The organism is Geobacillus sp., assembly GCF_017515625.1.
Taxonomy (GTDB): domain Bacteria; phylum Bacillota; class Bacilli; order Bacillales; family Anoxybacillaceae; genus Geobacillus; species Geobacillus stearothermophilus.
Genome location: NZ_JAFWFM010000035.1, coordinates 1 through 2,230, shown reverse-complemented (window position 1 = coordinate 2,230; position 2,230 = coordinate 1). Strand labels below are relative to the sequence as shown.

The following is a 2,230-nucleotide window of genomic DNA, read 5'->3' as shown; positions in this document are numbered from 1 at the left end:
TTGATGACGCGGACGGTGATTTCATCGCCGATGCGGTACATTTTCCCGGTCCGTTCGCCGATCAATGCGTAGTGGCGTTCGTCATAGCGGTAATAGTCGTCCGTTAAGTAGCTGACGTGCACCAAGCCTTCGATCGTGTTCGGCAGCTCAACGAACAAGCCGAAGTTCGTCACCGAGCTGATGATGCCGTCAAACTCCATCCCGATTTTGTCTTCCATAAACTCGGTTTTCTTCAGATCGTCCGTCTCCCGCTCCGCCTCAACGGCGCGCCGCTCCATATCGGAAGCGTGTTCCGCAATTTCAGGCAGCTTTTCCGCCCATTTTTGCTGGGTGTCAAGATCCATCTGGCCGTTAATGAGATACGTCCGGATCAACCGATGGACGATCAAATCCGGGTAGCGGCGGATCGGCGACGTAAAATGGGTGTAAAACTCAGTCGACAGGCCGTAATGGCCGAGGCTCTCGGCGTCATAGCGCGCCTGCTTCATCGACCGAAGCATGACGGTCGAGATCACCATTTCTTCCGGCTCGCCGCGCACCGCTTCGAGAATTTGTTGCAAAGCGCGCGGATGGATTTGGTTGCCCGTTCCTTTCACGACATAGCCGAAGTTCGTGATGAACTCTAAAAAGCGTTGCAGTTTTTCCGGCTTCGGATCCTCGTGAACACGGTAAATAAATGGCACGTTCAACCAATGGAAATGCTCAGCGACCGTTTCGTTCGCCGCCAGCATAAACTCTTCAATCAACCGCTCAGCGACCGACCGCTCGCGCAAGACGACATCGTACGGCTTGCCGTTTTCATCGACAAGCACCTTCGCCTCCTTAAAATCAAAATCAATCGCCCCGCGCTTCATCCGCTTCGCCCGCAAAATGTCGGCAAGCTCAGCCATCAACTCAAACATCGGCACAAGCGGCGCATATTTTTCCCGCAAGGCTTCGTCTTTGTCAACGAGAATTTTATTGACATCGGAATACGTCATCCGTTCCGCCGTGCGGATGACGCTTTGGAAAATGTCATGGCGGACGACTTCTCCTTGCGAGGTGATTTCCATTTCGCACGACAGCGTCAGCCGATCGATTTTCGGGTTGAGCGAGCAAATGCCGTTCGACAGCCGATGCGGGATCATCGGGATGACGCGGTCAACCAAATAAACGCTCGTGCCGCGCTCATACGCCTCGCGGTCAATAGGCGAGCCTTCCTCAACATAGTAGCTGACATCGGCGATATGAACGCCGAGCTTATAGTTGCCGTTTTCAAGCTTTGTCACGGTGACGGCATCGTCCAAATCCTTCGCATCTTCCCCGTCGATCGTGACGATCATCTCGCCGCGCAAATCGCGGCGCCCTTCCAAGTCTTTCTCCGTAATGACATCCGGCACCCGGTTGGCGTGCTCGATCACGTCTTCTGGAAATTGAAGCGGAAGGCCGTATTTATAGATGATCGCCAAAATGTCGACGCCCGGGTCGTTTTTATGGCCGAGAATTTGGACGACTTCCCCTTCAGCGCTCATTCGTCCTTCCGGGTACGAGGTGAGCCGGGCGACGACTTTATGCCCTTCGACCGCGCCGTTCGCCGCGTTTTTCGGAATGAAAATGTCGTTGACGATCCGCTTGTCATCCGGGATGACAAAGCCGAAATATTTGCTTTCCGTGTACGTGCCGACGACTTCTTTCACCCCGCGCTCCACAATGCGGACGATCGTTCCTTCGCGGCGCGCCCCCGATGAATCGGCTTGGACGCGCACAAGCACCGTGTCGCCATGCATCGCGTTTTTCAGTTCGGACGGCGGGATGAAAATATCATCCAGTCCCGGCTCCTCCGGTGTGACAAACGCGAATCCTTTCGGGTGGCCAATCACCTTGCCGCGCACGAGATTCATCCGCTCGGGCACACCGTAGCGGTTGCTGCGCGTCCGGACGACGAGTCCTTCCTCTTCCAGGGCGACAAGCGTTTTGACAAACTCCTTGAATCCATCGGCATCCTCGATGCCAAACGCTTCTTCCAACTCTTCGACCGTCATCGGCTTATACGCCTCATCGCGCATAAACGTTAAGATGCGTTCGGCCAACACATGATCCATTGTACATCCCCTCCCTCTAGAAATGTTGATTTATCAAGGCTTTTCGGCCCCTCAGGGGTGTCCAAAAAATATTTTTCGACAAAATCCCTTACATCCTTTTTCAGTTTTGTGGATATCTTACAGACCTAGGGTGCGCTTCGCGGCCACGG

At 54.3% G+C, this 2,230-nt stretch carries 1 protein-coding gene; it reads right to left on the bottom strand.

The genetic code is table 11. The annotated features are described in order from the left end of the window. A partial coding sequence (rnr, locus tag IKE44_RS02100; RefSeq protein ID WP_287464871.1) for a ribonuclease R occupies window positions 1-2,081 on the bottom strand: 2,081 nt, incomplete at its 3' end. Between the last annotated feature and the right edge of the window lie 149 nt (window positions 2,082-2,230).